General features: G+C 55.8%; 22 protein-coding genes and 1 tRNA gene. 11 read left to right on the top strand and 12 right to left on the bottom strand.

Translation table 11 applies throughout. The features are described 5' to 3' along the window. Window positions 1-266: 266 nt before the first annotated feature. The gene (locus tag ACYSMN_RS17915; protein WP_488925290.1) at window positions 267-860 is read left to right on the top strand and encodes a DUF6799 domain-containing protein; all 594 of its coding nucleotides are present in this window, start codon (window positions 267-269) and stop codon (window positions 858-860) included. A gap of 79 nt (window positions 861-939) precedes the next feature. Here ACYSMN_RS17915 and ACYSMN_RS17910 read toward each other — a convergent pair whose 3' ends face one another. Then, on the bottom strand, window positions 940-1,476 hold the full coding sequence (locus tag ACYSMN_RS17910) for a hypothetical protein (RefSeq protein WP_488925289.1): 537 nt from the start codon (window positions 1,474-1,476) through the stop codon (window positions 940-942). 145 nt (window positions 1,477-1,621) lie between these two features. On the opposite strand from ACYSMN_RS17910, the gene ACYSMN_RS17905 reads away from it, so the two are divergent. Further along, window positions 1,622-3,478, top strand: coding sequence for a WG repeat-containing protein (locus ACYSMN_RS17905; protein WP_488925288.1), 1,857 nt, complete (start codon window positions 1,622-1,624; stop codon window positions 3,476-3,478). Window positions 3,479-3,622: 144 nt separating this feature from the next. Here the strand turns inward: ACYSMN_RS17905 and ACYSMN_RS17900 are convergent, their stop codons facing one another. The 7 genes from ACYSMN_RS17900 to pheS all read right to left on the bottom strand — a co-directional run bounded on the left by ACYSMN_RS17900 (window position 3,623) and on the right by pheS (window position 8,005). Next, the gene (locus ACYSMN_RS17900; RefSeq protein ID WP_488925287.1) at window positions 3,623-3,952 is read right to left on the bottom strand and encodes a hypothetical protein; all 330 of its coding nucleotides are present in this window, start codon (window positions 3,950-3,952) and stop codon (window positions 3,623-3,625) included. A 160-nt stretch (window positions 3,953-4,112) separates the two neighbouring features. After that, on the bottom strand, window positions 4,113-4,541 hold the full coding sequence (locus ACYSMN_RS17895) for a hypothetical protein (RefSeq protein WP_488925286.1): 429 nt from the start codon (window positions 4,539-4,541) through the stop codon (window positions 4,113-4,115). 38 nt (window positions 4,542-4,579) lie between these two features. Continuing rightward, window positions 4,580-5,137 carry a hypothetical protein gene (locus ACYSMN_RS17890; protein ID WP_488925285.1) on the bottom strand — a complete coding sequence of 186 codons (558 nt, stop codon included), beginning with the start codon at window positions 5,135-5,137 and terminating at the stop codon, window positions 4,580-4,582. 263 nt (window positions 5,138-5,400) lie between these two features. Then, the gene (locus ACYSMN_RS17885) at window positions 5,401-6,144 is read right to left on the bottom strand and encodes a LytR/AlgR family response regulator transcription factor (protein ID WP_488925284.1); all 744 of its coding nucleotides are present in this window, start codon (window positions 6,142-6,144) and stop codon (window positions 5,401-5,403) included. Window positions 6,145-6,221: 77 nt separating this feature from the next. Further along, a tRNA-Asn gene (locus ACYSMN_RS17880) sits at window positions 6,222-6,295 on the bottom strand. A gap of 96 nt (window positions 6,296-6,391) precedes the next feature. After that, a complete protein-coding gene (locus ACYSMN_RS17875) occupies window positions 6,392-6,856 on the bottom strand; it encodes a Rieske (2Fe-2S) protein (protein WP_488925283.1) in 465 nt (154 codons plus the stop codon). Window positions 6,857-6,967: 111 nt separating this feature from the next. After that, the gene (pheS, locus tag ACYSMN_RS17870; RefSeq protein ID WP_488925282.1) at window positions 6,968-8,005 is read right to left on the bottom strand and encodes a phenylalanine--tRNA ligase subunit alpha; all 1,038 of its coding nucleotides are present in this window, start codon (window positions 8,003-8,005) and stop codon (window positions 6,968-6,970) included. Window positions 8,006-8,307: 302 nt separating this feature from the next. Here pheS and ACYSMN_RS17865 point away from each other — a divergent pair, with 302 nt between their 5' ends. From ACYSMN_RS17865 to ACYSMN_RS17855, 3 genes are all read left to right on the top strand, one after another. Further along, window positions 8,308-8,787, top strand: a complete 480-nt coding sequence (locus ACYSMN_RS17865; RefSeq protein WP_488925281.1) for a hypothetical protein — start codon at window positions 8,308-8,310, stop codon at window positions 8,785-8,787. Between the two features lie 62 nt (window positions 8,788-8,849). Further along, window positions 8,850-9,227: a hypothetical protein gene (locus ACYSMN_RS17860; RefSeq protein ID WP_488925280.1), complete on the top strand. Its 378-nt coding sequence runs from the start codon at window positions 8,850-8,852 to the stop codon at window positions 9,225-9,227. A gap of 435 nt (window positions 9,228-9,662) precedes the next feature. After that, window positions 9,663-10,319: a hypothetical protein gene (locus ACYSMN_RS17855; protein WP_488925279.1), complete on the top strand. Its 657-nt coding sequence runs from the start codon at window positions 9,663-9,665 to the stop codon at window positions 10,317-10,319. Between the two features lie 100 nt (window positions 10,320-10,419). Here ACYSMN_RS17855 and ACYSMN_RS17850 read toward each other — a convergent pair whose 3' ends face one another. The 3 genes from ACYSMN_RS17850 to ACYSMN_RS17840 form a co-directional block, all read right to left on the bottom strand. Further along, window positions 10,420-11,706 carry a M16 family metallopeptidase gene (locus tag ACYSMN_RS17850; RefSeq protein WP_488925278.1) on the bottom strand — a complete coding sequence of 429 codons (1,287 nt, stop codon included), beginning with the start codon at window positions 11,704-11,706 and terminating at the stop codon, window positions 10,420-10,422. A gap of 194 nt (window positions 11,707-11,900) precedes the next feature. Next, window positions 11,901-13,355 (bottom strand): hypothetical protein, encoded by a 1,455-nt coding sequence (locus tag ACYSMN_RS17845; protein WP_488925277.1) that lies wholly within the window; start codon window positions 13,353-13,355, stop codon window positions 11,901-11,903. Between the two features lie 121 nt (window positions 13,356-13,476). Next, entirely contained in the window at window positions 13,477-15,972 is a 2,496-nt protein-coding gene (locus ACYSMN_RS17840; RefSeq protein ID WP_488925276.1) for a TonB-dependent receptor plug domain-containing protein, read from the bottom strand. A 553-nt stretch (window positions 15,973-16,525) separates the two neighbouring features. Between ACYSMN_RS17840 and ACYSMN_RS17835 the strand changes: the two genes are divergently transcribed. From ACYSMN_RS17835 to ytxJ, 4 genes are all read left to right on the top strand, one after another. Further along, complete coding sequence (locus ACYSMN_RS17835) at window positions 16,526-18,535, top strand: alpha-ketoacid dehydrogenase subunit alpha/beta (protein WP_488925275.1); 2,010 nt, start codon at window positions 16,526-16,528, stop codon at window positions 18,533-18,535. Window positions 18,536-18,624: 89 nt separating this feature from the next. Then, window positions 18,625-18,924: a hypothetical protein gene (locus tag ACYSMN_RS17830; protein WP_488925274.1), complete on the top strand. Its 300-nt coding sequence runs from the start codon at window positions 18,625-18,627 to the stop codon at window positions 18,922-18,924. 185 nt (window positions 18,925-19,109) lie between these two features. Further along, window positions 19,110-19,424 carry a hypothetical protein gene (locus tag ACYSMN_RS17825; RefSeq protein WP_488925273.1) on the top strand — a complete coding sequence of 105 codons (315 nt, stop codon included), beginning with the start codon at window positions 19,110-19,112 and terminating at the stop codon, window positions 19,422-19,424. A gap of 16 nt (window positions 19,425-19,440) precedes the next feature. Next, a complete protein-coding gene (ytxJ, locus tag ACYSMN_RS17820; protein WP_488925272.1) occupies window positions 19,441-19,788 on the top strand; it encodes a bacillithiol system redox-active protein YtxJ in 348 nt (115 codons plus the stop codon). A gap of 80 nt (window positions 19,789-19,868) precedes the next feature. Here the strand turns inward: ytxJ and ACYSMN_RS17815 are convergent, their stop codons facing one another. Then, on the bottom strand, window positions 19,869-20,276 hold the full coding sequence (locus ACYSMN_RS17815) for an OsmC family protein (RefSeq protein ID WP_488925271.1): 408 nt from the start codon (window positions 20,274-20,276) through the stop codon (window positions 19,869-19,871). A gap of 129 nt (window positions 20,277-20,405) precedes the next feature. Between ACYSMN_RS17815 and ACYSMN_RS17810 the strand changes: the two genes are divergently transcribed. Both ACYSMN_RS17810 and lipA read left to right on the top strand, forming a co-directional pair. Then, on the top strand, window positions 20,406-21,197 hold the full coding sequence (locus ACYSMN_RS17810; RefSeq protein ID WP_488925270.1) for a hypothetical protein: 792 nt from the start codon (window positions 20,406-20,408) through the stop codon (window positions 21,195-21,197). Window positions 21,198-21,327: 130 nt separating this feature from the next. Then, the gene (gene lipA, locus ACYSMN_RS17805) at window positions 21,328-22,221 is read left to right on the top strand and encodes a lipoyl synthase (RefSeq protein ID WP_488925341.1); all 894 of its coding nucleotides are present in this window, start codon (window positions 21,328-21,330) and stop codon (window positions 22,219-22,221) included. The last annotated feature ends 226 nt before the right edge of the window (window positions 22,222-22,447 follow it).

The raw sequence follows: 22,447 nt of genomic DNA, 5'->3' as shown, positions 1-22,447 counted from the left end.
GCCGTTTTATAGTCGTGCAGCCACTAAGGCATTTGTTTGGTAGTGCAGCTACAGCACTGACGGTACGGACTGTTGAAGAAGGACACTGCCAGCATCTTACCAGCTTCAACGGGTCCGTGCCTTAGTTAAGCTTGCTTACGCCGTGCTTCGTCTCAAACTGTCAAATAATCAACCGGTCTAGATTGATATTTGAGGCTCGGTCTACTTTTGAGTGGCCTTGTATTTGCTTTCCGCAACATATTTCACGCCTTCTCGCCTAGCTTTCTATGATGAAGCTTTTTACTTCACTCTTCACGGTAAGTTTATTTGTCGCAGTGATGGCCTTCCCGGCAACAGCCCAGCAACTCAATAACGACGGGTTTCAACGTCGCAACGGGCAAATGCACATTCTCCGCAACGGGCAAGTCCGGCCCATGCTGCGCGATGCCCGCCTGCCCACCGGAGCCGTGGTGACCAAAGACGGATTTCTGGTGAAGGCCGATTGCAAACGTACGGAGCTGCGCGAAGGCCAAGGGTGCGACTTAAAAGGCAACGTAGTGTCCGTTGTATCTGCTGGCAATGGCCTAGCGCTGAATACGCCTACGGCTACCAAGCGCCGCTCCTCGTCTGCCGCTCCTGCCGCCGAAGAAGTACGCGCCGTTTTGGCGGAGCTACTGGACCACGGGCGTGCCGAGGAAGAACGTGACGACCGGGACAGAGATGAAGAGAAAGACGACAAATACGAGGAGAAGGCCCGTGAGCGACGTAAAAAGGAGGAAGAATGGCAGCGGGAGGAGCGCAAACGCCGTGAAGAGTACAGCCGCAAGCGAGAAAAGGAGTGGAAGAAGAGAGAGAAAAAAGGCAAGAAATGGGATGATTAACGTGCTGCCCAACCCAACAGCGCCCGACCACTCCTTGAGAGCCGCCGGGCGCTGTTGGGTTGGGCAGCTAGCGTTGAAGCTAGCGGCGCGGGAACAGGATATCCAGAATATCACGGGCCACGGAACCCGGCTGCTGACGCTCTGCTTCCCGCCAATCGTAAGCCGTGTCATAGGCTTGGTCGCCGTGCAGAATGAAGGCTCCCGGTTCCAAGCGGGCACCAATCAGGCTCTGGCAATCGGTGGGCGGGGGCTGGTGGCCTGGCGGACGGTTGGGGTACCAGATGCGGCATTGGCCGGGCGGCGGATAATGACCACGTGGCACTCCAGCTAGCTGGCGAGGACCAGACGAGCCCGCACTTGGTAGAATAACCCGCCCTATAATGTCGCCTAATTTTCCGTTGGAGACCTGGTTGTTACTTTCTTGCCGATTGTCATCGTCTTTGTAACGGCCCTTGCCATCCTTGTCTTTGTACTTGTACTTCCTATCCTTTTTGTCCTTTTCGTATTTGTATTCTTTCTTGTCTTTGTCTTTCCCATTGCCGCGTCCTTGGGCCAAGGCAATCTGACCAGACGCCCGCCACAAGCTGACGACCAGTAAAAGCGAAATGCGGTTCATATTCATGTAAAAAGTGAGAAGTACGGTGCTTACGCCCTCTTCTAAACAAAGTTCGGCCCAACGCTTGCTCTACAGTAGCTGGGGCAGAACTCTGCGGTTCATAACCGCGCTGCTGCCTTGCAGCTGAGCGGTAACTTATTTCTTTATGTTGCACCATTTTCAGTATGCTCCTTTTTCCGACTCTCTGCATCAGCAGCAGTACGAACAGGTGCGGGCCGTCTTAAAATCCGACCCCAATGGTCCGGTTTCGCTGCTGTTGAGCAACTTCGCCGTACCAGGCGAAAACGATTCTGTGGAGGCCCTTGTGGTGCGTCCGCACAGCATTACAATTTTGATGTTGGTGCCGCGCGGAGGATATCTGCGTATTCCTTCCCTGAGCAGCGGAGCGTGGCAGCTGGACAACCAACCCTTGCAAGGAGCTATTGAAAATGCTACCAATCCGTTCGAGCAGTTTCGCCGGCAGAAAGAGGCTCTAATCCAATGGCTCACTCCACAGCTCGGCCCGGAGCAAGCCAATTTGCAGTTTATCACGGGCGTAGTAGTATTTGCCGCGCCGGTTACCTTTGGGCCGGAAGTGGAAGCGCAGTTGAGCAGCCAGCCAGATGGCAGCTTCCATTTACTCGCCAGCGTGGCGCAATTACCTCGTCGGCTCAAACAGCTGGCCCGCCCCGAAATAGACCTCAGCGACGACGACCTGACGCAGTGGGCCCATAGTTTAGCGCAGGACACGGAGGAACCCGCAACTCCCGTCGAAGCCGCTCCTGCTTTCAACGCAGCACCCACCCCCCAAGCTCCTAAAGGAGTGTTCGGCCGGTTGTGGGGTTGGTTGGGGGCCGAAGATGTATTGGAAGACACTCCTTATGGCCATTCGTCTGAGCAAGTAGCCGCCAGTCAGGCCGAAAAGCAACGGCTGGAGCACCTGCAGGTAGAATCCCAGCGGGAATTGCGGCAGCAGCTCCAGGCTCTCGAAGCGCGGGAAGCCCAACGCGAGCAGAACATGGCCGCCTTACAGGCCCAGTTAGCGCAAGCTCCACCCATAACCACCGAAGCCCAGGCCTTACGTGAACGGCTGGCAATAGAAAGCCAGGAGAAAGCCGCGCTAGAAGAAGCCATCCGAACCTCGCGCGCCGAGTCAGAGGCGCGCAACCAGGACCTCGACGCCAAGATCCAACGGCTTGGCGGACTCATCGAGCAGCTACATGCCCGCACGGCAGCCGCGGAAACTGTACCCGCAGCAGCGGCTCCTGCGCCGGTGCCACACGCCCCCACTACGGCTGTTCGTCCGCTTTCGAAATACCGGAGCCTGCGAATATGGCGCCGACGGTTGCCCCGCGTTGCTGCCGTGTTGGGTGGTGTATTCTTGCTTGGGCTTGGAATATGGGGCGTAAGTCACCTTGGCGCTGGTGCGCCCGCTCCCTATCAGGAAAACGGCAAATGGGGCTTCGCCGATAAGAATGGCAAGCCTTTGATACCAGCGAAGTACTCGTCAGTGGGGGCGTTTCAGCAGCACCGAGCAGTAGTGGAAGAAAACGGGGCGTACGGAATGATAGATGCCGCCGGCAAAGAGGTAGTACCAGTGGCCTACGACGCGCTGAATTCATACGCGGAAGGATACGCTCGGGTGCGGGTCGGCGATACGTACACGTTCATTGATGAGCAGGGCGAAGAATTCGATTCCTACTATTTCAACGCGCTGGATTTCTCCGAGGGCTATGCCGCGGTTCTCAACCACCAGGGCTGGCACTACATCAACGGCCCAACTACGCCGAGCAAGCCCCCCGTTATGTTCCGCGAGGCGTACTCGTTTCGGGATGGACTGGCGCGGGTTCGAATGGCAGACGGCTACACGTTCATCACCAAAGACTACCTCACCGACCCTACCACCGGCACCAAGCCATTTGCCCGCTACGACTCCGCAACCGACTTCGAGCAAGGCAAAGCCCAGGTGACGCAGAACGGCCGCCGCTTCACCATTGACACTGAGTGCGAGCCTGTGGAATAGGTGCTGGATATCAGCACACCATCAGAATAAGGCCGCTGCACTAGTCTAGCCGCATACAGCAACTAGCCAGCCGCGCAGCATCTGCTGAGGGGCTGACTGTAAAGGTTTACAAGCCGATGCGTGCCTGAGAATAGCTGTGGCTATCTAAGCAGGCGCCAAGGCCCGGCGGATTCTTTCTTGCACGGCCGGTGTGCTTTGCTGCTCGCTCTCGCAGTTCAGCCCGTGTTGGGCTGTAGCTATCAGAAATGCCGCCACCGCCGGCGACGTTTCCAACTGCGTGAAATAGTAGGGCGACAACATGCCAGCCCGGTTGAGAGCCGCCAAAATATCGGATACCGGCTGACGAAAAAGCTCCGCTAAATGCTCTGGCGTTACGGGTTCCGACGAGTGCAGCAGCAGCAAATTACAGCCAGCTTCGCGCAACTGTTCGGCGTACTCTGTAAAGGGGTTTGATGCAGGAGAAACAATAATCACATGTAAACAGAAAAGAGACGTACCTAATCTTCACTTAATTCTTTCCCGAGCTAGGCAGGCCAAACACTTGGCCCACCATAACGGCATCTACTCTTATCTGTAAGGATCTGAAAAACAAACGGCTTTCTCACTGCTCAGGTCCCATAACTTTATTGCCTGACTAAGCAGCTTGGATGGCGCGCCACGCTGGGTCCGGCGCTAGGCCAGCCTGCAAGTGCAGCAGCAAATCGGTAGCGGCTTCTGGGCTTAGTAACTGGCGGCTAGGGCTTTCGAAACAGATAATGCCGGCTCCTTTTTGCTCAGCGTGGGCAAAATGCACGGTATAGTACGCCTCATAATAAGTGCCATTCACATGCCGCGTAAGAAGAGCGAGGGCAGTAGGATCGATGCAGAACTGTTCACAGATTGTGGCCGCCAGCGTCGGAACCGACAACACCAGATTTTTAGTGTCGGGCAGTTCCGTGGCTACGGCCCATCCTTGCAAGGGGTGAACCAGCAATTGGCACCTCATAAGCTGCCGATTATGGTCACGAAACGTGAAGGCGGCAACGTCCTGAATGTCGTAGAGGTCGGCGGTGAGTGGAAACATAGGCGCAACACACAATAGCTAGAGGGATTTTGCCAAACTCAAACCCGGCAATATTTGGTGGAACAGCCACTCAGATTTAAGCCCACGGGCTCCCGAAGATCCTTGCGCGGAAATGTCCCTGCTTCCTCGAACACGTGCCACACCAAGTCGGTACCAACTGCCACGACGCAGCCCCAGAAGTCTGCCGCGGTGCGTTGCTTTTCCAGTGCCACGTCCTGTATCGAGGCGTATTCCTGAGGGTGGTTTGTGCGCGTTGGGTTGCCGGGAAGGCGAAAGGGACCGGGATGCTCTTCTAAAGTGCAGTAGCGCACGTTATCAACGGTTAGCAACAGCAGCAAGCGAGGCTCGGCTTCGGCTGGCACTTCCAGGTATATGGGCTGTTGCGTGTGCCCCAACGCCCGCCAATTTCGCGGGTCCTGACGTTGGTGCGCATCGGAAGCATCAGAACCAATAAACTCCTCAACATCTTCAACGGTACGATAAGCCGCTAACTCCCCGCGTACCGTAATTAGGCGCTCCGTAAATCGGCGGCAGAAGTAGTGCGCCGGAGCCTGCGTGGAAACGAAAGAAAGAGAAGAAAACGGCAGCTGCATCATTTGAAGCACGGTTGAGGTTGTGCCGTCCGCGCATCTTTTCAACTCGTAGAACAGAAGCGCGTTCGACAGTGAAAACTACGTGCGCTGCTCGAAGTCCGCCAGCAAAATTTGGCGAACGGTGTCTAGCAAGCAGACGAGTTACACTACAACTCCGTGAATGGCATTGCCCAGTGTACAGCTTCCAGCACAACCACTAGGCAGTTTTCTCTTTCTCAGATTTTCAGAGAAACTCGTTTCAGGAAGCGCCGAGCTGTTGTGCTCTACTAGCCCAGCAGGTGCAGACGCTTCTTCAATTCTTCTTTGTAAGAGCGGCTAACGGGCACATAGGCCTTCCCCAGCAGCACGCAGCCTTCCTCATAGGCCGAAACATGGTCGAGGTTGACGATGTGCGAGCGGTGCGTTTTGAGGAAGGAGAGAGGAAGCTTTTGCTCCAACTCTTTTAAGGTAGAATACACCACGAATTGCCCCGTAGCCGAGTGCAGACGAACATAATTATCGAATGCCTCCAAATAATGAATGTCTGCGGCTTGCAGCTTGACGTACGTTGAGCCTTTCTTGACGAAAAAGAAATTGACTCGAACATCGTCGGGCGCCGTAGCTTCCGGATCTGGCTCAGGCTTGATGAGCTGCGGAGAAGCTTGATAGGCAGCATACAAAGCCAGCTCCAGCTGGGTGCGCAGCATATCATCAGTGAAAGGCTTGAGAATATAGCCGTAAGGCTGCGCGAGTTTGGCCCGGTTAAGCGCTGCCGCATCCGAACGAGCCGTCAGAAAAACCACCGGTACCGCAAACCGCCGCCGTACCAGCAACGCCGTCGCAATGCCGTCGGTGTCGCCTTCGATATTGATGTCCATTAGCACCAGTTCGACGGGATGGCGCGCAAGGGCGGCTAATGCGTCGTCGCTGTTATCAACGGGTTCGAGAGGGGTGTGACCAAGCCGGTGCAGGGCCCGCTCAATCTCCGCCGCAATCAACAGTTCGTCTTCAACAATGAGGATGGTTGCCACGGGAAGAAATCTAGTAGGTAGATCATGCAGAAGCCCCTTGTAAATACAAGATTTACAAGGGGCTTCTGCAGTGGTAGCGCTCCCTCCTGGGCTCGAACCAGGGACCCTCTGATTAACAGTCAGATGCTCTAACCGGCTGAGCTAAGGAAGCGGTTATGGCAACGTTTATGTGTCGTTGCGGGTGCAATATTAGGCCAAATCGCGAGGCGGTGCAAGTATTGCATGCAAAAATATTTTCAATAAGCCCCTAGTTCGTGATTGTCAAGAGGTTTCCGGACAGAGAAGTGCTGTACTGGCGAAGGGGCCGGTTGGCGGGACCTTGCTGCACCTGCCCTTGCAGATTGAATTGGGAGCCGCAGCAGGCATCTTTTAGGAACAGCAAAGAAGGATCGATGCTGACGCGGGCGCACGTATCGTTGACGCGGTACGTGCAATTTCGCTCGAAGGCGTAATAGGTGTTGGCATTTTGGCGCACCACAATAAGGCCCCGCACTCCCCCCGCGACGTAGGCAGCGCCGTTATTGAAACGCAGGTTAGCATACTGCTGATTAGTAAGGTTGATGCTCTGGTTGAAGCTAGCAAGCGGAATCTGCGGATCGACATTGTTGGAGTCCGAGCCACAACTTGACAAAGCTAATTGACTGCACAAAGCCACTAGAGCACCCGCGGCCCGCCAAAAGCTCAGACTAGCATTACGTTGTATTTCTTGCATTTCTTGCACCGTGAAGCGTAGATAAACGAACCAGAAAGCCTGTAGTCGGGCTGTACGCTGGCGCTGTACTAACGCTTGCGTACAGCCAGGCAGTATACCAGTACTACCGCGCTACTGTACGCTTTCGAACTGTCGCAGGAAGCGCATGTCGTTTTCTGTGAACAAACGCAGGTCCTTGATTTGGTATTTGAGCATCGCAATCCGCTCAATGCCCATGCCCCAGGCGTAGCCAGAATACCGTTCGGGGTCGATGCCGCACTGTTCCAGCACGGCCGGATCAACCATACCGCAGCCACCTATTTCCACCCACCCCGTGCCTTTGCAGATGTTGCAGCCTTTGCCTTTGCAAATGAGACAAGTGATATCGATTTCGGCGCTGGGTTCGGTGAAAGGGAAGAACGAAGGGCGGAAACGCACTTGCACATCATCACCAAACAACTCCTGAACGAAGTAGTAAACGGTTTGCTTGAGGTCGGCGAAGCTCACGTTTTCATCCACGAACAAGGCTTCCACCTGATGGAACATCATGTGGGCACGGGCCGAAATGGCTTCGTTGCGGTATACTCGGCCCGGCATGATGCTGCGAATGGGGGGCTTTTGCGTCTGCATCACGCGCACTTGCACTGGACTGGTGTGCGTGCGCAACACCCATTCCGGCTCGCCAGGTGTGCGGTGCACGAAAAACGTGTCTTGCATGTCGCGGGCCGGGTGGTTTTCGGGGAAGTTCAGCGCCGTGAAGTTGTGCCAGTCATCTTCTATTTCGGGGCCTTCCGCTATATTAAAACCGATTCGAGCCAACACTCGCACGATTTCCTCGCGCACCAGACTCAACGGGTGCCGAGTGCCAAGCGCGTTGGGAATGGTTGGCAGCGTGTAGTCGAAGGTAGGATCGGCGGGGGCGTTGGTGGCGGCGGCTTCAAGCTCTTGCTGGCGGCTTTCGAAGCGGGTTAGGGCTAGCTGCTTCAACTGGTTCAGCTCTTGCCCTACGGCCCGGCGCTGCTCCTGCGGTACCGTCTTCAATTGATCGAATAGGTCGGCCAACTGGCCTTTGCGGCCGGTATAGGCAATACGGAACTGGTCGAGCTGGTCGGGGGTGCTCAGATCGTAAGCATCAATTTCGGCGCGTAGCCGGGCAATATTCTCTTGCATAGTAATACAAAGGTAGCCAGTAGTGAGATGAGTAGAAAAAAGGGGCTGTGAACCGCGTGAAGAGCAACGCTAATTGAGATGAAAAGAAATTTTTGAGTTTATAAAAACTGCCTTCCTAGCCTATGTACGGCATTTTTAAGCACCCATAGGAATGGCTCGTCACTGGGGAGATGGAAAGTTGGTACGGTTGCTGCAAAAGCACTCATACCAACGGCAGCAGCCGGAACGCGGGGCGCCACCCGTTCTGCCGCCACCGCTACTTCTTCTATCTCAGTCTTCCACTTCGCCTTTCTTTTCTCGCCATGAAAACGCTACTCTTCTCTGCCTTCCTCTTCGTTGCTTCGTTCAGCACTTCTTTCGCTCAAAGCCAGCCGCAAGCAGCGGCCGACTCCTGGGGTGATGAGCCAGTTGCTACGGCCGCCGCTGCCACCGACGAAGCGCCTCGCTACAACACGGGTTGGAACACGGCTCCCGGCCAAAGCCTGAGCCTGCACGACCGGCCAAGCACCGACTATTGGGGCCGTCCGCTGAAGAAAAAAGCCTCTAACCGGACCACTGCCCCCGCCAAGGAAGTTGCCTATCAGGAAGAAGAGAGCACCGACCCCATGATGCGTTCTTCTGGGGTGATGGTTGCGCCGGGCATGAATTCGGCGCCGTACCGGGGCGTGAGCACCGACTACTGGGGCCGCCCAATCAAGCGTAAATCGAAGGGGGCTTCAACGCTGGCTAAAAAAGTAGAAAAAGCCTCTCCAGTAGCCGCTAACACGGCTGGCAGCTGGTAAGTTAGCCGAAACGGCAAGGATTGCGTAGGAGGGAAACCTGTCGTGCTTAACCTTTTTCCGCCATGCGTATAGTTTCTCTTTTTGTTGTTGGGCTGGCTGTAGTTGGCTCTCTGCTCACCACTGCTGAAACCCAAGCTCAGCAAACGACCCGCCCCAAAGGCCCCAAAAAAGCTGCGAACGGCTACCACCGTACCAGCAACACCAGAGCAAAAGCTCGGTCCGGAGCCTATGCCCGCTATGACCGCTCGAATCGGCGCGACGAAGAGAACCTGAAGCTGGCCCCGGGCTTGCGCCTCAACATGCCAAGCCCACCGACCACCGATTATATGGGCCGCCCGCTGAAGAAAAAAGCCAAGCCTGCACCTGTAGCGGGCGGTGCTTCTTCTATCTCATCAGAGAAAGCCGCTCCCGCCGCCAAAACCACTCGCAAAAAGCAGTAGCTGGTGGCAAGCTTGTCATAGCAGTTCCCGCAAAGCCTGGTCCAACAAACCGGGCTTTTTGCTGCTCACTCCTTTCCTAAATCTGCTATCGAGGGTGAGGAAGACGAGTCTATAGTGCAAAAAGAGCCGCCTGGTTGTTTGAGCGTAAGTATGCTGGCAGCCGTTTTCTAGTATTATGTCGGAAGGGAGGAGTTCTTATTTCTAAAGGATGGAGCAGGGCGTTATAGCACCAGCAAACAGTAAAATAAACCAACCTATATTTTGTATTCCTTATGAAAGAATCTTGGTAAGATCGTATAAAGAGGAGAATAGCATAGGATTTAATTATTATCTTCACTAGGAACTTCTACCGATGTATTGCGTTCGGAGGAAAGTGTGAAAAGAGTTTCTTGCCAGAGCAAGGAGCCGTATCTTGCAGCGTTTTAACCCTAATTTATGATGACTCGTTTCGCGTTTTTGTTGCTGCTAGCCGGCACATTTTTGGTAGCTCTTCCTTCGCAGGCGCAGTCCAAGAAGGGTTCCTCTGATGGGTGGGGCTCGTCGGCCGGTTGGGGCGGTGCTGCTCCGGCCACTAAGAAAGCGGCTCCTGCTCCGGCCGCGAAAAAGGCTGCTCCCGCTGCTGCAGTAGCGGAAGAACCCGCGCCAGCCACAACTCCCGCCGCTGAGCCGGCTCCCGCTGCCGATGCTGTTTCCAGCCGAGCTGGTTTTGGCGGTGCTGCTGCTAGTGCTGCTCCAGAAGCCCAGCCAGGTGGCTCGGTGGTAGCGCCGGGTTTCACGGCCGCTCCTTCGCACCGCGTAACTACTGACTACCGGGGCCGTCCACTGGCGCCCTACGTTAAGCGCAATACGCGCCGGCCAGATCCAGTAGCTCCTGTTGCTATGCCAGAACCAGAGCCTGCTCCAGAACCGGTAGCGGCTGCGCCGGAACCAGCGCCTGCTCCCGCACCCGCTGCTGCCTCAGCTAGTGCTACTAAGGCATCGGACGGCGCTACGGCCACCAAGAAAACTGCTGCTCCAGCCCCTGCTCCTAAGAAAGCTGCTCCAGCCAAAAAGAAAGATGATGGCTGGGGTTCGGGTGGCAGCGGTTGGTAAGCTGCTCGTCCTGATAGCTTAGTCCAGTTAGGTATCAACACAAAGAAGCCCGGCCAACGAGATAGTTGGCCGGGCTTCTTTGTGGCTGCAATCGGCTAGACTACTGCAAATCGTCGGCGGCTACTGCTTCTAACACCGTTACTTCTTCGCGGGGTTGGGCTCGGTAATACAACGTACTACAATTGTCGGGGCGGAGCACATCTTGGGCAGCTGCCCGGACATCGGGGGGAGTTACTGCTTGCAGGCGCGCGCTTTCCTGGTTGATGAGGTTGGCATCGCCCATGAGTTTGCAGTAAGCAAGGTTCATCGCGCGATTCAGCAACTCTATCTCCCCGAATACGATGCTAGCTTCTGCCTGATTCTTCACCTTTTCCAACTCCTCTGCCGGTATTTCCTCGTCTCGAAGCGCCGCAACCACCGCCTCCACGGCAGCATCGGCGGCTTCGAGCGTTACGCCGGCGTTCAGCTTGCCACTCACAACGAGCAGGCCAGGCTCCAACGAGCCCATCACCGAAGCCGAAATAGAGTTGAAAAGGGGCTGCTCTTTCACCAATTGCTGGTAAAGACGGCTCGACTTGCCCCGGCCTAGGACGTCGCTCAATAAGTCGACGGCGTAGTACTCAGCGGCACTGCGGGCGGGCATGTGGTACACTTTGTACAAGGCACTAAGTGGCACATCGGCCGCTACTTCCAGGAAGCGGGGCGCAGTTTGGCGCGGCTCGGCGGGCAGTTGGCGCTCATAAGCCGGCCCACCCGGAATCGGCTCGAACCACTTTTCGGCCAAGCGGCGAGCTTCCGCCACCGTAACGGCGCCGGCCACCACTAGAATAGCATTTTGCGGCGCGTAGTGTTTCTTGAAAAACGCCCGTACATCGTCCATCACGGCATTTTCGATGTGGCTGACTTCCTTGCCAATGGTGGCCCACTGGTAAGGATGCCGCTCGTAGGCAAGAGGACGAAGCTTCAGCCATACGTCGCCGTAGGGCTGGTTGAGGTAGTTCTGCTTGAATTCCTCCACTACCACCTTACGCTGCACCTCTAGGCCGTTTTCGGAGAAGGCCAAATTGAGCATTCGGTCCGATTCGAGCCAGAAGCCGGTTTCGATGTTAGCGGCCGGTACGGTTAGGTAGTAGTTGGTGATGTCGGGCGAGGTGAAGGCGTTGTTTTCGCCCCCTACGCGTTGCAGTGGCTCATCGTAGCTCGGAATATTGACCGAGCCGGAGAACATAAGGTGTTCAAACAAGTGCGCAAAACCCGTGTGCGCGGCGTCCTCATCGCGCGAGCCCACGTTGTAGAGCACGTTGAGTACCGCCATGGGCGTCGTGTGGTCTTCGTGGACGATGCAGCGCAGGCCGTTGGCGAGCGTGAATTCTTCGAAATGAATCATACAGCAATATGGAAAGGGAGTACGCAACAAACCACGAGCAAAGGCATTGGGTTCTATAACGCACAGTTGCTACTATTGTGCATCGATGAACGTGGTAATTAGAGCACGACATTCAGCAATAATGCACAAATTTAAAGTGCCTCCTTACAGACCCGCAACGACGGAGGGAGTAGTAGAAAATACTGTTTCAGCACTTACCAGCCTTCGTGGTAATAGAGTTTCTTGCCGTTGGTTACGCCCCAGTAGTTGAGCAACTGCGCGTTGGTTTCGGAATACTCGGGGGCGTTTATCATCCACCACGACATAATCTTGCATTCCGCACTCACTCTCACTACGGATTCCGTGGACTGCGCAATTCGTTCCAGGCCGCGCCGCTCACAGGCGTTGTTGTCTTTCTCTTTGAGCCATAACCGATCGGCGTTGATGAAGATAGCCGAAAACAAGACCAGCCCCACTATATACCAACGGCGCGGATGGGCCGGAAGATGGTGCAACACGAAGTAGGTTGACAAACCGTAGAAAAACATCAACCCGATAATAAGGGGCATGATGGAGTCGCGGCGGATGATAAGGGGCCGGTACTCACGGTAGCCGCCGAGCGGCAGCAGCAGCACGTACACCACCGAGAAGAGCCCCAGCCACAGCAGGACACGAAGGATGCGTTGGCTGCCCGGAACGGCTGCCAGCTGGCGGCGAATCAGCCAGGTATTGCCTAGCGCCGCCAGAATGAGCAGCGGCAAACCTAGTTTATGCATTTGCCAGAAGATGCCCGAAGGAATCCGCAGGTACCGCTCCAGCAAAGGCAAAATGTGGCCGGTACTTTCCTTCTCGTTTCGGCCAATGTAGAGCGAGTACAAACACAATAGCGTGAACAGTCCTAGCAAGGCTACATTGAGTCGCGGCACCTGCTGAAGTCGGCCAAGCCACTGGGCTAGGTTGAAGCGTAGCCCTGCTTGCCATTGTTGCACAATCCAATGCAGCGCAATTCCGAAAAATAATACTGCTACCACGCCCGTGATGATGGCGCCATTGAAAGCCAGCACCACCATGAGCCCAATCAACGCTAGCCGGCTCGGCCAGCTTATGCGGAGCGGCTGCCCAGCCGAAGCCGCCAGATAAAAAGGCAGCAGCAACAACAGCAGCAGCGTTATTGGGAAGGCGTAGAAAAACGTGTACGTAATAGCCCGGTCGATAATACCCATCTGGTCGTTGTAGCCAGCCACCTGAAACAAGGGCACCAGCAGCGCCATCGCCAGCCACGGCCCCCGCCGACTAAGCCGGTACGTGCCACTGATGTAAACCCCCAGCACGTACAGCAGCAGCGCCTGCACGCCCACCGCAAACAGCGCGCAGGCAGCATATATACTGCTGATAGGGTCCGTGATACGCTGCAACCCGAACGGCACCGTTTTGAAATACGACACCATAGCGGCATGCGCGAAAAACCGGTTTGGCGCTACGTATACCTCGTTGCGCGTCAGCACAGCCCAGCCAAAAGGGTCGTGCAGCACTTGTCGGCAATCAGCATCAGGCAGGACAATACTGGGCAGGTCGCCATCGAGGGGCAGCTGGTAGGCCTGGAAAAAAGTGTAGCCCAGGTCCAGCAGCACAAACAAGACCAGCAGGCCAAACAGGTAGGATTTCTTCATGAGCGGTATCGGCGGAATACAAAGTTGGCCCTTCCGCCGGGTTATTCAATCACGAAATGCCAAACTCTAGCGGAGTGCCGCGTGAAGTGGGGCGAGCTGCGCAACAGTGTACCCGCAATTCCTAGAACTCCCCTCGCACGCCCAACTGCCATACGCGGGCTACCGGGTACACGCTGGCATCCTGGCCGGCTCGCAGCGGAGACGCCCCACCGCTACTCACGTTAGGATCGTAACCCCGGTAGGACCCTGTCACGAACAAATTCTGGCCGCCCACCCATACGCTGGCTTTCTGGGTGCCGCTATTGAGTACTTCGTAGTTCAGGATGAGCTGTGAGAGACGCACGTGGCTACCGCTTTCCAGATTTCTATTGCTATAACTGTAGGGCGAACTGCTGCCAGGTTGGGGTACCGAGGTGTTCTGGCGAGTCGTGGTCCAGTAGTCAATAGCACGGGCAGAACTATTAGTATAGCCCGTAGGCGTATCCAATATGGCAAGGGTGGTGTTCAGAATCTGATAGCCAAACAACCCATCAAGCTGGGCTTCTAGCCGAAACTTTTTCAGCTGCAACTGCTGATAGATGTTGAGCGTGTAGCGCGGTAGGCCGCTGCCCTGGTAGGTCCGGTCGGAGGGGTCAATCTGGCCGTCGTTGTTGAGGTCACGGTAGCGTGTCTGGCCGGCATCAGGCGAACTAGCTGGGTAGGTGCCGTTTTGCTCATATACAAAGAAGCGGCCTACCGACTGGTCTTTTTTCAACCCCAAAAACGACGTGCTATTGGGAAAGAATGATGAGTTAAGGGCTTCTATCTGATTGCGATTAGCAGCAGCGGCCAATTGTGAATAACTGACTAGAGAACCAAGCTGCCAGGTGCTGGCTAACGTTAGCTCCAAGCCACGGTTGCGTAGCGTTATATCCGGAACGTACACTCTAGTGCTCGATCCGCTGGAACCAGCAAGTGACACTGGTAGCATAGTTTGAGCATGTTGCGTACGACGTTGGTAGGCATTAGCTTCCAGCGTAAGTCTTCCATCCAAGATGCCCACGCGTAAGCCAGCGTCGTGGTGAGTGGTACGGTCGGAGGAAAAGTAAGAGCTAGTTTTCCCCGACCCAACCCACACGGTTAAGTCATTCAACCCTGAAGCTCCCGCCAGAAAGCCTTCTTTGTTGAGGTGCCACCCCACCTGAGCCCCCGGAAACCAGTAGGCTTTGGTTGGAATTCCAACGTCTGTGGCGGCCACATCGGTTCGTAATGAAGCCTGTACCTCATAGCGTCCGCCATACGTGTAAGTAAAGGCCACCGAAGGGTTATGTATTCCAGTGAATTTCGTTCGATAATAAGAGCTCTCTCGAGTAATGGCGGTGTAAGTCAGTAATTCTTGTTCCCGCTCGTATTGCTGGCGCAGGTAAGTGAGTGTAGCTACCAGGCTGTGCCGCTCTCCAAACGTGTGCTGATAACGCAGTACGGCATCGGCTACCCAGTTGTAGCTATTGGTCGTGGCGGTGCTTGTTTCCACTACGCGCAGAGTAGGGGCCTGGAAGTTTTCGGGCGAGTAGCCTAACCGGCGGGCTTCGACTTGCTCCCGGCTGCCGCGCACATTCAGGCTCAGCGCATCGTTGAACTGATAGGAGGCGCTGAGTTGGGTAAGCAGGCGTCGCGTACGGGGGGTGGCGTAGAAGAAATCCAGTTCGCTACGAATAAAAGGACTTGTGGAAATAGTGCGTGCTGGCACGGCGGGTATACTGAGCAAGGCTTCCCGTAACAAAGGCCGCGCGTCGGGCTCGGTGCCGGCGTAGCGCTGGTCTGCCTGGCTTCCGCTGGCTTTTAGTCCCACGCTTAGCTTGCTGGTCAACTGCTGGTCAAGATTGAGGCGCAGGTGGTAGCGGCTCAGGCTCGATCGTTTCACCACTCCCGCTTGGCGCAGGTAGTCGGCGGCCACGTAGTAGCGGGTGTGATGCGGTGTGAGGCCGTCCACGCTCACATTATGGTTCTGCATACCGGCCGTCCGGAGTACCTGATCTTGCCAATCTACCTCAGCTAGGTTACTGAGGTCGGTGGCAGAATAAGAAGCTTGGCCGCCTTGATCAACAACGGTAGCGTTTATCATGTTAGCGTACTGCCGGGCGTTCAGCAGTGCGTAGTGCTGGCGTACTTGCTGCAATCCGCCCCAGCCGGCGTACCGCACCCGTAGCGGCTGGGCAGTGGCCAGGCCATCGGCACCGCGCCGCGTGCTGATAAGGATAACGCCGTTGGTACCCTGCATCCCGTAACGCGCCGTGGCGGCGGCACCCTTCAATACCTCAATCATCGCCACATCTTCCACGGGCATGTCCAGCAGTGGGTTGGCATTAGGTGTCTGGGGCGTGGGCAGATCGGGGGTGAATAAATTTTGTGGGCCGGTCCACTGTTCCGGCGTCACGTCGGTATTGTAGGCCGGCACTCCATCCACCACGTACAGCGGCTGACTGTTGCCCGTCACGTTGGCAATACCCCGAATACGCACCGTAGCCCAGGCCCCTGGTGCCCCAGAATAGGGCGTATACTGCACCCCCGCCACGTGGCTAAGCGCTGGTTGAATCGTGGTGAATGGTGAGAAGTTATACGTCGTGGTTATTATCACTCCTCTAAATCCGCAGGAAAATGTTCCAATGAGTAGCTTCTGACGCAGTTTAGAAGCAAGGCTATCTACTAGATGTGATTCAACGGAAACTCGGCGCGGCGTCAGCTGTTCTAATAATTGAGCATTAGCGGCAATAGCGGCCAAAAAAAGAAAACCAGCGGGTAAAATTCGACGCATAGAAAAAGGAAAAAGAATGGAGGTTACGAAGATAGATGCCGCCGCCTCGCGCTTTCCATAATTTCATCGATATATAAAGGCCCGGCCTTATCTCCAGTAGTCCAAGCGCACCGCCCATCTTCCCGCCAACGTGCAAAACGTCTATTTTCGCCTAGTCCGAGCAAAGTCCGAGACTACTCTATGACTACCCCGTACCTTGCCCGACCGGTAACAGGAGTCACTGCCCGGAAAAGTACTACTCACTACCACCTTCAGCCCCGTAGCCATTAAGCCACGGGGCTTTTTTGTACGTGCCCGTTTCATCTCCTCCTGATGTTCTTGTCCTTCCGCCCAAAGCCGTACTTTTAAGCCCATATTTCTCCCCCCGCGTCTCCCCATGAACTTCGACCGCAAAGACTACTCCAACGAAACTCTCCTGCACCTCTACCAGCACCTGCTCCGGCCGCGCATGATCGAGGAGAAAATGCTGATTCTGTTGCGTCAGGGCAAAGTGAGCAAGTGGTTTTCGGGGATAGGGCAGGAAGCCATTTCGGTGGGCAGCACGCTGGCGCTGGAAGAAGATGAGTACATCCTGCCCTTACACCGCAACCTAGGCGTATTCACGGGCCGCAACATTCCTTTGGACCGCCTCTTCGCGCAGTGGCAGGGCAAAACCACCGGCTACTCCAAAGGCCGCGACCGAAGCTTCCACTTCGGCACCAACGAGCACCACATCGTGGGCATGATTTCCCACCTCGGCCCGCAGCTAGCCGTGGCTGGCGGCATTGCCCTGGCCGACGTGCTGGAGCAGCGCCCCAAAGTAACCGTGACGTACAGCGGCGACGGCGGTGCCTCGGAGGGTGACTTTCATGAAGCCTTGAACGTGGCCGCTGTATGGCAGCTGCCGGTCATCTTCATCATCGAAAACAACGGCTATGGCTTGAGCACACCGAGCCGGGAGCAGTTCCGCTTCAATTACTTCATCGACAAAGGCCCCGCCTACGGCATGGAAGCCGTGCAGGTCGATGGCAACAACGTGCTGGAAGTGTACGACACCGTGCGCCGCCTCGCCGAAGACCTGCGCCGCAACCCGCGCCCCGTGCTGCTAGAGGCCCTCACGTTCCGGATGCGCGGCCACGAAGAAGCCAGTGGCACCAAGTACGTGCCGCAGGAGCTGTTTGAAGAGTGGGCCCAGAAAGACCCAGTAGAAAACTACGAGAAGTGGCTGGTAGAGCAGGGCGTTCTGAGTGAAACCGGCCGCCACCAAGTGCGTGAGAAAATCAAGCACGAAATAGAAGCCGGCCTACAAGCCGCTGATGCCGTGCCCATGCCTACGGCCAGTCTGCAAGAGGAAGTAGGCGACATGTACCGTCCTTTTGTGCCTAGTGCTGAGTTCTTAGTGCTTAGCCCGAACGACCTAAGCACTAAGGACCAAGCACCAAGCACTACCGAAAAGCGCTACGTTGATGCCATTTCCGATGGCCTCCGCCAAAGCATGGAACGCTACCCCGAGCTGGTGCTCATGGGCCAGGACATTGCCGACTACGGCGGCGTGTTCAAGATTACGGACGGCTTCGTGGCGCAATTCGGCAAGGAACGGGTGCGCAATACACCCCTGTGCGAGTCGGCCATCGTGGGGGCCGGACTGGGGCTGAGCATTAAGGGCAAGAAGGCGATGGTAGAAATGCAGTTTGCCGATTTCGTGACTTGCGGATTCAACCAGATAGTGAACAACCTCGCCAAAAGCCATTACCGCTGGGGCCAGAACGCCGACGTGGTGGTGCGTATGCCCACCGGCGCCGGCACCGCCGCGGGCCCTTTCCATTCCCAGAGCAATGAAGCTTGGTTTACGCACACGCCGGGCCTGAAAGTGGTGTATCCCAGCAACCCCGTCGATGCCAAAGGCCTGCTTTGCGCTGCCATCGAAGATCCCAACCCAGTGATGTACTTCGAGCATAAATTGCTCTACCGGAGCATCTCGGCCCCCGTGCCCGATGTATACTACACCACGCCCATCGGCAAGGCGGCGCTAGTGCGGGAGGGCGAAACGCTGAGCATCATCACCTACGGCGCGGGCGTGCACTGGGCCTTGGCGCTGGCCGAGGAATTGAATCTTGACGCCGACATCCTCGATCTGCGCACCCTGCTACCGTGGGACGAAGAAGCCGTGCGCCGCACCGTGGCCAAAAACGGCCGCGTACTGCTGCTGCACGAAGACACCCTCACTGGTGGCCTGGGCGGCGAGCTAGGAGCCTGGATTGCGGAGCACTGCTTCCAGTACCTCGATGCACCCCTCATGCGCGTAGCCTCCCTCGATACCGCCGTTCCTTTTTCGCCGCCTCTCGAAAAGCAGTTTTTGCCCCAGCAGCGTCTGCGCGAAGCAGTGGAAAAGCTGCTCAGCTACTAAGTCAAGTAATGAGGAGTGAGGAATTAATAATGAAGAAGTACCAACGTATGCAGACCGCTACGCGCAGCCGAAGACCAATTTTATGGGGCGTGGGCCGGCTTTTGGGGCTCTGCTTGCTGTTGGTTGCGTTGCTGGCGGGTTCGGGTTGCCACCGCTACGCGCTGCCCAGCCCAAAAGGCCCTCCGCAGCCCAAGGTGAAAAAAGCCAAGAAAGGCTCCGCCGATGCCAACGCCGATGGTAGCGTTGCTACCACCGACCCCACCGAAGTAAAGATTGAGAAAAACAGCTACGACAAGAAAGGCCTACTGAAAAAACCCAAGTATGAGCGTCGTAAGCGCGTAAAGAAAGTAGGGCAGCGCAAGTTTATGGGTATCGTGCTCCCATTTTGAATAGTAGGTTCTAAGTATCAGGGTATTGAACAATCACTAAAGCAGAACAGGGTAATATCTTGTTGTCTTAATACCGACTACTTGCTACCAATTACCTGCTCAGCTTCTGCTCCCGACTCACGGAGTGATTTTTTCTGCCGAGTTTCGTTCTTTGGTTCTGTCTTTCAACCCGTTCCTCCCGCCCCATGCGCTGCTTCTTGTTTGTTCTTGGCCTGTGGTGCTGGTCCACCGTCGAGGCTCCAGCCCAGATTATAGAGTCCAACCAACGGGCCCAGAACCGCCGTGCTCTGCGCGACGCCCGCAAGCATCCGGCTCCTTACAAAGACTCACACTTAGCTGTCGACAAGAAATCGTTGAAGCGGGGTGAAGGAAGCCGCCCGAGTGAGGCTGGTAAAGAACGAGACAGTTATAAGTTCGACAATACGGGGGCCGCCCGCGTAAGTGAACCAAGCACCGTGTCTTTACGTCTTCGCAAGAAGAAGAAGCCTACTCCTCAGTAAACTCTCATTAGTACCCATGTCCACGCCCTGGCAACCACTCACCCAATCGGAACAGCTACTCGACATCGTGCGCGAGTCGCAGGAGCAGCCGGTTCTCATTTTCAAGCACAGCACCACCTGCTCCATCAGCGCCGCCGCCAAGGGCAAGCTGGAACGCCAGTGGGCCGATGCGGGCCTCAGCGACGCAAAGCTCTACTACCTGGACTTGCTCCGCTACCGCCCCATTTCCACCGAAATAGCTCAGAAGTTTGGCGTGCAGCACGAGTCGCCGCAACTGCTCCTGATTCAGGATGGCGAATGCCGCTACGATGCTTCCCACATGGGTATCCGCCTGAGCGACGTTAGAAGCGCAGTAAATGGTTGAATTGTTAAATGGCTGCATGGTTAAATGGTTGGTCGTTCAACGAGTTGTTAGAACGACCAACCATTTAACCATGCAGCCATTTAGCCATTATATTCAAACTGAACCTCCTGCCGGATTTCCGGGTTGAGGCTAAGGGCCACGGGACACGTACGAGCCGCGTTTTCTAGCAGACTGCGTTCCTTATCTGCTAGCGCGGCGGGCAAACGAAATAGCACGTCAATCTGTTGGATACGGCGCGGTTCGGCAGCCATATGCTTCGTGATTTCGTATGTAACCCCCGTAAGGTCAAGGTTGTGGCGGTCGGCCACAATGCCCATAATAGTCATCATGCACGCGCCGAGGGAAGCACATACGAGGTCGGTGGGGGAGAATGCCTCACCCCGGCCGTGGTTGTCGACGGGAGCATCGGTCAGGATGGTGTTGCCGGAGGCCGTGTGGGTGGCTTCGGTACGCAGGTGGCCGGCGTAGCGGGCGGTGGCAGTGCTCATAAAATCGAGGTTGAGGAAGCTAAGCAGAAAAACAAAATGATGCTCACAAATTTACGTACTTTCGATAGGGTAGCCGCCGGGCAGCCCGGTCGGTTTGTTTTTCCTTCTTCCTCAGCTTCCCTGCGTCCCTTGCGACACGTATTCTCTCTTGTCGGCGTGCTGGCCCTAGCTAGCCCGGCCGCCGTTTGGGCCCAGACGACGGCGCCTGCTCCCAACGATGATCCTTCTTACCGGAAGGAATTCGTGTATGGCATCAACTTCAATACCCGAGGCGGCCTTATTGGGGGCGTTTCGGTGCGTTCTACGAAAGTGCTCAACGAAAACTGGTCACGCTACTGGAGCATTGAAGGCGTGGAGGTGAAGCATCCCAAAGAACAGCGGGTAGCCAGCTACAACGGCAGTTCTTACATAGACTATAAAAGCAACTACCTGTTTGTGTTGCGCCCCACAATAGGTGCGCAACGAGTTATTTTCCGTAAGGCGCCGGAATCCGGCGTGCAAGTAAACGGGTTGTTCGGCGCGGGCCCATCCATCGGGCTGCAACTACCTTACTACATCTACTACGATTACACTGCCCGCGACAGCCGCGGCAATCCTATTGGTCCGGAGGATGTGCGGGCTGAGCAGTTCGACCCGCAAAAGCACGGGGATAGAAGGTTTCTCTTGGACCGGGCACCTTTGTTCTCGGGTATCGGTGAGGTGAAGCCTTACATTGGGGCACACCTGCGCGCGGCGCTCAGCTTCGAATATGGCCGCTACCGTGATGCCGTGGCAGGTATCGAGACGGGATTTTTGTTGGAAGCATACGCCAAGCGGCCCACTATTTTGAGTCCGCCCGCACAATTGCAAGGCGAAACGGTTATCAATGACCGGTTCTTCCCTTCTGTATACCTCACGGTTTACTTAGGGTCAAGAAACTAACTTCTATTGTAGCAGCGAAGTGCTAACGGTAAGTAAGCAAACTTGCTCCCGGGTTTATACCTAGGGTGAAGTTCTGTTTACTGTCGCGCATGTTTTCTGGCTACGTTACCTTTGCCGCATGAATGATTTGCTGCTGACCCTGCCCATTATCCAACCCGAAGCCTTAGCGCCAGCGAAGCCGCGCAAACCCGACTGGCTGCGCGTGAAGCTACCCGTGGGGCCCGAATATGCCGCTGTGCGCCGGCTGGTAGATGAGCACAAACTCCACACCATTTGCGAGAGCGGCAACTGCCCCAATATGGGCGAGTGCTGGGGTGCCGGTACGGCCACCTTCATGATTCTGGGCAACGTATGCACCCGCTCCTGCTCGTTCTGCGCCGTGGCCACGGGCCGCCCCAACGAATATGACACCGATGAGCCCCGCCGCGTAGCCGAAGCCATTCAACTCATGGGCGTCAAGCACGCCGTTATCACGTCCGTCAACCGGGATGAACTAAAGGACAGAGGGGCTAGCATCTGGCTTGAAACGGTGGTGCGCGTGAAAGAACTCTCGCCTGAAACCACCATCGAAACCTTGATTCCGGATGTGAAAGCTAACTGGGAAGCACTGGAAACCATGATTGCCGGCGGCCAGGAAGTGGTGTCGCACAACATGGAAACGGTGGGCAGCCTCTACCGCCTAGTGCGCCCACAAGCTAAATACGACCGTAGCCTGGAGCAGATCCGCCGAACCAAAGAGGCGGGCAAGCGCACCAAATCGGGTATTATGCTGGGCTTGGGTGAAACCAAGGATGAAATGTACAAGGCGATGGATGACCTCGTAGCCAACGGCCTCGACATCCTGACATTAGGCCAATACTTGCAACCCACTAAGCGCCACCTGGAAGTAGCCGAATTTATCCATCCCGATTTGTTCGCCCACTACAAGGAAGAAGGCTTGGCTCGCGGCTTGAAATACGTAGAAAGCGGCCCGCTCGTACGTAGCTCCTACCACGCCGAGCGCCACGTGAACGTGCCAATTTAACGGCACTCTACGTTAATAAAAGGCCACCTGCACGCAGGTGGCCTTTTATTTGAGAGATTTTTCTACTTCGATAGAGTGACAATTCCTGCAAGTTTTGCTGCGGCCGATTAAAGGATAACTTTCCGTACTAACAAAAAGCCTCGGATCAGCTTGATCCGGGGCTTTTTGTTGATGTGCAAAAGCTATTTCAGCACCGATAGTGGTTGTTGCCGGCCATCGGGTAGAA

The organism is Hymenobacter sp. M1-2 (assembly GCF_057808495.1).
This window is presented reverse-complemented; position numbering and strand designations above follow the sequence as displayed.